Source organism: Manganibacter manganicus (genome assembly GCF_002075885.1).
Lineage (GTDB): Bacteria > Pseudomonadota > Alphaproteobacteria > Rhizobiales > Rhizobiaceae > Mesorhizobium > Mesorhizobium manganicum.
The window spans coordinates 155,953-162,603 of record NZ_MDET01000059.1 but is presented as its reverse complement, the minus strand read 5'-3'; the positions used below and the strand labels follow the sequence as shown (position 1 = coordinate 162,603).

Here is a 6,651-nt window from a genome sequence, read left to right as displayed (position 1 = left end):
ATGGATCGAGCGCCGCGAGAACGTCATCGCGCTCGGTCCCAGCGGCACGGGCAAGACCCATGTCGCGCTCGGCCTCGGCCTGGCGGCGTGTCAGAAGGGCCTTCCCGTCGGCTTCATTACCGCTGCCGCCCTGGTCAGCGAGATGATGGAGGCCCGCGACGAACGGCGTCTGCTACGCTTCCAGAAGCAGACGGCTGGCTACAAGCTCCTCATCATCGATGAGCTCGGCTTCGTGCCGCTCTCCAAGACCGGGGCAGAATTGCTGTTCGAGCTGATCTCGCAACGCTACGAGCGCGGTGCGACCCTGATCACCAGCAATCTTCCTTTTGACGAATGGACGGAAACGCTGGGGTCGGAACGCCTGACCGGCGCTCTGCTCGACCGCATCACCCACCACGTCAACATTCTCGAGATGAACGGCGATAGCTACCGTCTCGCTCAAAGCCGCGCCCGAAAGGCTGGCTGAAACCCTCACAAAAATCGCCGACGCCGCAAGCGGGAAACTCTGGTCGGGCTACGCCCTCCCGACGTTCCCCACTTGCGGCGCGAAGTGGCCTACTTTTGCGCCGCCCAATGGCCTGATTTTGCTCCGCCGTTGACACACGTGGATCGCGGTCCCGCAGGGCTTTATCTTCTTCGGCATATTGCACCAGATCGCCTTCGCCAGCGTGGCGGGCCTCGCATTCCTGCGCGCACCGGCCGTGGTAACCATTTGCACGGCTCTCTTCGTGATCCTAGCTCCTCGGTACTTCCGTCAAGAGTTCTTCGGCTATCCGGCGTGGTGGTGGATAGGTCTTTCGCCAGTCGCTCCGATCAGCTTCGACTACGTCCCGCTGTTCCCGTGGTTTGGCGTCGTTCTGCTGGGCATTTCAGCGGCGCGCATCGCCGATCGTCGCGACGTTCTCATACGCCTTTCCGCGTATTCGCCGGGCTCATGGTCGCGGCCTGTGCGCTTCGTCGGACGTCATGGTCTGCCGTTCTACCTGCTCCACCAGCCTGTGTTGATCGGCGCCATCTGGCTGTTCGCGCATGTCTGGCCATCACTATCCGGTCCGTGAACGACGACGGGACCTTGCAGCAGAATAAAAAATCAAACTTGCCAATTATCAACAAACAGAAACGTAAAGGAGATTATCAGTGAGATCTTTTTTTCACGCGCTTGGCTTGCTCATGGTGATGTCGATACCAGTATCGGCAGATACAGCCGAAGGTACGATCCGCCAGATAGACTTGGAGGCACTCACCATGACCCTCAGCGACGGAAGAACCTACAAACTGCCCGGAGAGATCAACTTGGACGGCCTCTCGGTGGGTATGGCGGTCATCGTAGCCTATGAAGAGGCCGGTGGCGAGAATCGTATCACCGACATGGTGTTTCTGGATGACTAGCGGTTTGAGCCTCGCCAACGCCGTCGTTTCAGAGACAGCAAACACGTCGACGCATAAATGCTATCTGCGTCAACTCAGCCGTGGGGATTAGGCACTTCGAATGCAGTGCCGGAACACCGTGGTGCGTCCCGAATTGGAATAGCGGAGCGAACTCCTGTCTCGTCACCGTGATTTCGGACAACATCGCGCGGATATTGCCCATTGGAGTCGAGGGATCGACCACCATGTACAAATCGATCTGCTGGACCTTCCAGAATGTAGCGACCCAAGGCCATCAACAAGGAAAGCAAAACGAGCATCGCCAGAAAGCCCGTTCCGGATATCATCGCGATACTCAGCCAATCAAAAATACCGCAGTTGAGGAAATTTTCGTTCATCATCATTTTTCTTTCGAGAACGACGTCACAATCACCTGAGGCTTCCCCTCGGCTCCACCGGGATACGAATTCTGTCTTCCGGAACTTCCGGCAGCAGCGTGAATTGACGGCATTGATGCAAGCCTCCCCTGTCATAAGATCGAACTTGCCACTCGGCTGGTTCTATCGAGCAGCATCTTTCGAATGCCAATTCGGCTACCTGAACGTCAGAGTCGCCCAACTCCATCGCCGGCAAAGCGATGGAGAAACGGAGAATGACCGCGGCGACAACCAAGACCGCGAACAAAACCAACACCGAACGAGCCAACCAGGACGCCATCACGAAAGACTGCTCTTGCTCCGGTTCTGCCGCAAGGGCACACGCATAGTTGACATCGGGTTGAGTAAGAAATTCCTCATCACCTCCTGAGGACTCGCGTCCGGTAGGGCAAGAGACGTTGCTGTCGATCGCCGCTGGTCGCTGCGACCATCATGACCTGTTTATTCAGGGAAAGATGGGAGGAAGAAGGCCCATTACAGGACTGTGGTTTCGTCCTTGCAGACCTGACTGCACAGGGAAATCCGTACTCTTGATCACACCCTAGCTTGGCCCGAATCGCGCTTGCGGCGGTGTCACAGGTCGCTACGTCGCTGCTCGCCGCAGCGTCATAGCGCGCACTAGAGTGCTGCCGGCTAGCGCCTAGCCCGATTAAGCCCCGATCGCAGGATCGGCCTGCGCGTCTCCTTCACGCCCAGACCGATTGCGCTTCTTACGCCACGTGAGAACTGAGGCGCCGATGCGAAGCCCGAGAACGAGGACAACCAGACTGACGAACCACCCCTGAAGCGGATTGGGCTCAGGCGTCGCCCGGTGAAAGTCGAGAAAGTGCATGTACAGAAAGTAGGCGGTATGTACGACCACCAGCGCCCACAACACATAGGCTGCACCCTGAATGAACTTCCAGGTCGGGCCACCCAGTATCCGGACTGCGCGGTCGGTTGATGTCAGCGCCAAGACCATACCGTAGGCCAGCGCAAGCAGTCCAATCGCATTCGCCAGCCCGAAGCCATTCTGGAGCATGACATAGTGGCCAAGTCCAGGATGGAACTCGAACCCGAACAGTCGGGCAAAGTTCCATTCGATCCAGCCATCAAAGATGATCAGCGTATGAACAAGCGCGAGGACGATGGCGTATATGCCGAATTCCCGACGCACAGGAACCAGACGGCGCAAGCGGGGCCAAAGCCGTGCTGCAGGGCCGATCACCATGGTCGCGGTCAATAGCAGGAACGAGGCATCGGCGGCGGCCTTGTTCCATCTGTGCATGTCGCTCCATTGCCCATGTACAACGCCGAACAGACATACCAGCAGGACAGCAAGCACTAATGTAAGGATATGGCGTCGTCCCGCGGTGCGCAGAATACGGCTCTCGAACATCATTAGGAATTCCTTGTCAGGTTTGATTGTTGCGGCTTGCCTGGCTGCGTCGTATCTCTTCGGACACGGTGCTTTTGATGTACAGGATGACGGCCCAAATCTCGGGGTCGCTCAGGATGTCCTCGAAAGCGACATATCGGATTAGTAGCTTTCCGAGACGTAGGCCTGGAGACCGAACTTGGTGAGGTTGAACAGCACCTCGTCCAAGTGATGCCAGGTGTGTTCGGAGGCATCGTGAGGCGGAGCAGGCATCTTCCCGTCCGATCCGGGTTGGCGCCGGTTTGGTTGACCTTCGAGTTCGAAGCCGTGGCAACTTGTGCAAGCCGATCGATAAACTGCCTCTCGTCATCGCGAAGGCGGCGCGTCGTTCATGCGTGGGCTTCGGCATCGTATGCCCCTCAGAACTCGGCGAGAATGAAATCGAAGGATTGCCCGAGTTCGCCAAATTCCACTTCGATTTCCCAGCGACCGGGCATTGTGAGCTGTCCCACGGCTTGGAACCGACTACCGCCAATTGCCCGAACCTCGAGCGAAGGCGTAGCCATGCCGTGGCCGGGCATGCGAACTGCCACTCGTAGTGCATCGTCCGTGGCTTGCTCGAATGTCAGATAGAGCATGAACTCACCCCTGGCCCCCACTTGGATCTGTGCGGCGGCGACGGGAAAGCCTTCACCGCTCAAGAGTGCAGGCGCTGAGCCCGGCCTGACCACGACAACAGGATCGCTCACGAGGAATGGAATGCTCAGAAGCAGACCGACGAGGACGAGGAATGCCACGAAAGCAGTCGCCGCCAGCAAGCGGATGCGCGCTGTCCTGCTCATCGTGTCAGCGCCGCGTGTGTACCGGACGGACATACGCAATCCTCAGGGCGTTTGTTTCCGCGATGGCTAATCGCAACGTTGGTTACCGCTTGTGGAAAAAGACCTCGCACCTCTGTTGTCGCTTCAATGCTGGTTCCGTGTACGTGTAAGTTGCTGATGGCTGCAACCATGTGAATTTGTGGCTTTCAAAGTTGGGGAAGGGCGCTCCCGGCAGCCGAGTGTCAATCGCCGGTTCGGGAACGGGGAACTCGCTGGAAGGCCGAAAGCTAGTGCCGCTGCGCGCCGAAACTCACGGCCACCAGATTTGCTGGTGGCCACGATCGAACAAGCAATGCGGGCGCGAACGCCTCAGGTGGAAACGAATTCCGGCGGCTGGTGGACCGGATAGATCCGCATCTGGGCCTGAACCGATGGCGAGAACGGACGGACGGCAGTCGACGCTTGGATCGCCACTACGGCCGCGTCCTGAGGCAGCACTGTGCAGGCCACACACCCCAGGCCCACGATGCAAGAGCTGTCGGAGACCTTGTGTGACTCGATGCAATGCGTGCGGTCGTCGTCCGCTATCGCCTGGATCTCGCTAGGACCACCACCCTGGATGCCGACAGCCTGGTCGGACGCATGGAAGAAGAAGGCCGTGATTGCGACTGCCAAAGCGAGAGGAAGAGCAAGCCCAAGCAGTACGGACGCCAACCGAAGCCTTGTCCACTTCGCACTGCTCTGCAAATTCGCGCTCATGCCGATCATCGTCAGCAAATCCCCGACTGCTGCTCTCCGCAACGCGCACGATAGTTGAAAATCAAGACGATGGTCAAAATGTGGTCTTTCGGGATAAGCCACCAATCTGGCATACTGTCATCCATACTTCCGACCGCTGAGCGACGCGGTACCTATGCATATTGCCGATCCAAGAATCCGATTTGCTCGGTTCAACCGCGGGCAAAAGCGCCCCGAAACGCGACCGCCGCAAGCAGCATGCTCGTCACGGCGTTCCATCCCGCAAACGATAACCCAAGAACGCGAAGGGCCGCCGTGTCGCACGAGGGCGGTATAATTGTATTGATCGCGTCGAGAATGCCGCTGACGCCATCTCCTGTGTCGGGTGCGACAACGACGCCGCAATCGTGCGGCCCGGTCCACCAGCCCCATTCGACTCCTGCATGAAACGAGCCCAGGTAAAGGCTGTATAGCATGAGGACACCACCGGCGACGAGAAGACCGCGCGTGAGGACCGCAGGAAACCGAAACAGCGCGAGGACCAGCGTCACCACCATGATAGGTATCCCCACATAGTAGGGGATGCGCTGCTGAAGACACAGCATGCAAGGGATGTAGCCGCCGATCTTCTCAAAGCCGATCGCCGTTCCGACCGCAACTCCCATTCCCAGCGCCACGGCAAGCGCGCTCATTGCATAGGTGTCGTTCAAACGTTCCGCCAAAGTTGGGCCTGCCTCTCGAACTGATGCAGTCATGCCGTTCTCCATTCCTTGCAGTTAATTCTCTGAGCAGCCAAGGACGATCGTCGTCATAGGGGCATCCCGACGTGGCCACCCTGACGAGCCGATGATCCCATCGAGGTGTATGGACGTCGGCCTCGACAACCGCGCCGCATACCCGTCCAATGCGGTTCGCCACCTGATCCGACAAAAATCACCAGAGCATCGTCGACAATCTGCAAAACACCTAGGCCGCGAATTATGAGACCTTCCAACGTTGGAAGGTCAAGCTGGCGCCCTGCTTTATTCACCTCCAACCCTGATTAGGCACCTGACTGCTCAAGGTCGAAAGAAATGGGTAACTGCTACCGGGTCATAGTTCCTAGGAAAGTGCCGTTTCTCGACGAAACACGAGGGAAGAATGAACGTACCTACGCTCCCGCGCTGGATCAGACCCGTTCCCGGGCAATACACTTCCCTCCAGAAGGCCCTGCATTGGCTGGTCGTTGCCATTCTTACCGTCCAGCTGACAACCTCGAGTGCGATCGAACGCTCTCACACAGCTCATCATCAAGGCGTCGAACCGGACCCCTTGGATCTGCTTCTTCACGAGGTCCACACTTTCGGGGGGCTGGCTGTTTTCTGCATAGTGGCGCTGCGTATCCTGCTCAGAATCATTGGCGGCGCATCGTCGGACTCTACTGACGGGGCGCGGTTACTGCGGATAGCTGCAACGGCAAACCACGTCCTGCTCTACGGAGTCCTTCTGGCGCTGCCAATTACCGGTGTCGCGGCGCGATACCTCGATTTTCTCTACTATGGCCCTATTCATGTCGCGCTAACGCGGCTCCTTTTGGTTCTGGTCCTCCTTCATATGGCGGCAGCACTGTGGCATCTTCTGATCCGCCGCGACGATGTTGTCGGACGAATGCTTCCATTCTCCAGCCGATCCGACAGATCTACAGGCTGACAGTCCGGTCCCTTGGCTGCCGGCGACATTCCCTAGCTGCGCCCACCGCAGCGATGTCCTCATTGCCGAATCAGGTTCCAGCCGACCCCAATAATAAATTCCGCCAAAGTAGGTGCCGCCTAGAAGGGAATCGCCTGGGCATTCAGGAACAGCTCTTATCTCCTATCGCCCTGAGCGCAACGCGATAGGTCTATTCGTCTTTGTAATAGATGACTGGTGGAAGGTTGTCGGTATCTTCGTT

9 protein-coding genes are annotated in these 6,651 nt (G+C 57.9%); 4 read left to right on the top strand and 5 right to left on the bottom strand.

Features of this window, described 5'->3' with window-relative positions:
* From BFN67_RS22955 to BFN67_RS22940, 3 genes are all read left to right on the top strand, one after another.
* Positions 1–466 (top strand): ATP-binding protein (locus tag BFN67_RS22955; protein ID WP_139789142.1); only part of this gene is annotated, 466 nt, incomplete at its 5' end.
* Positions 467–608: 142 nt separating this feature from the next.
* Entirely contained in the window at positions 609–1,058 is a 450-nt protein-coding gene (locus tag BFN67_RS22945) for an acetyltransferase domain-containing protein (protein ID WP_080921768.1), read from the top strand.
* Positions 1,059–1,137: 79 nt separating this feature from the next.
* A complete protein-coding gene (locus BFN67_RS22940; protein WP_245295382.1) occupies positions 1,138–1,389 on the top strand; it encodes a DUF1344 domain-containing protein in 252 nt (83 codons plus the stop codon).
* A 74-nt stretch (positions 1,390–1,463) separates the two neighbouring features.
* Here BFN67_RS22940 and BFN67_RS24240 read toward each other — a convergent pair whose 3' ends face one another.
* From BFN67_RS24240 to BFN67_RS22905, 5 genes are all read right to left on the bottom strand, one after another.
* Positions 1,464–1,772: a hypothetical protein gene (locus tag BFN67_RS24240; protein WP_139789303.1), complete on the bottom strand. Its 309-nt coding sequence runs from the start codon at positions 1,770–1,772 to the stop codon at positions 1,464–1,466.
* 682 nt (positions 1,773–2,454) lie between these two features.
* Positions 2,455–3,186 carry a ferric reductase-like transmembrane domain-containing protein gene (locus tag BFN67_RS22920; protein WP_204842260.1) on the bottom strand — a complete coding sequence of 244 codons (732 nt, stop codon included), beginning with the start codon at positions 3,184–3,186 and terminating at the stop codon, positions 2,455–2,457.
* Between the two features lie 395 nt (positions 3,187–3,581).
* Positions 3,582–4,004 carry a hypothetical protein gene (locus BFN67_RS22915; protein ID WP_139789302.1) on the bottom strand — a complete coding sequence of 141 codons (423 nt, stop codon included), beginning with the start codon at positions 4,002–4,004 and terminating at the stop codon, positions 3,582–3,584.
* A gap of 348 nt (positions 4,005–4,352) precedes the next feature.
* On the bottom strand, positions 4,353–4,751 hold the full coding sequence (locus BFN67_RS22910) for a hypothetical protein (RefSeq protein ID WP_080921762.1): 399 nt from the start codon (positions 4,749–4,751) through the stop codon (positions 4,353–4,355).
* 182 nt (positions 4,752–4,933) lie between these two features.
* The gene (locus BFN67_RS22905; protein ID WP_139789306.1) at positions 4,934–5,413 is read right to left on the bottom strand and encodes a disulfide bond formation protein B; all 480 of its coding nucleotides are present in this window, start codon (positions 5,411–5,413) and stop codon (positions 4,934–4,936) included.
* Between the two features lie 448 nt (positions 5,414–5,861).
* On the opposite strand from BFN67_RS22905, the gene BFN67_RS22900 reads away from it, so the two are divergent.
* On the top strand, positions 5,862–6,410 hold the full coding sequence (locus BFN67_RS22900; protein ID WP_080921761.1) for a cytochrome b: 549 nt from the start codon (positions 5,862–5,864) through the stop codon (positions 6,408–6,410).
* Positions 6,411–6,651: the final 241 nt, after the last annotated feature.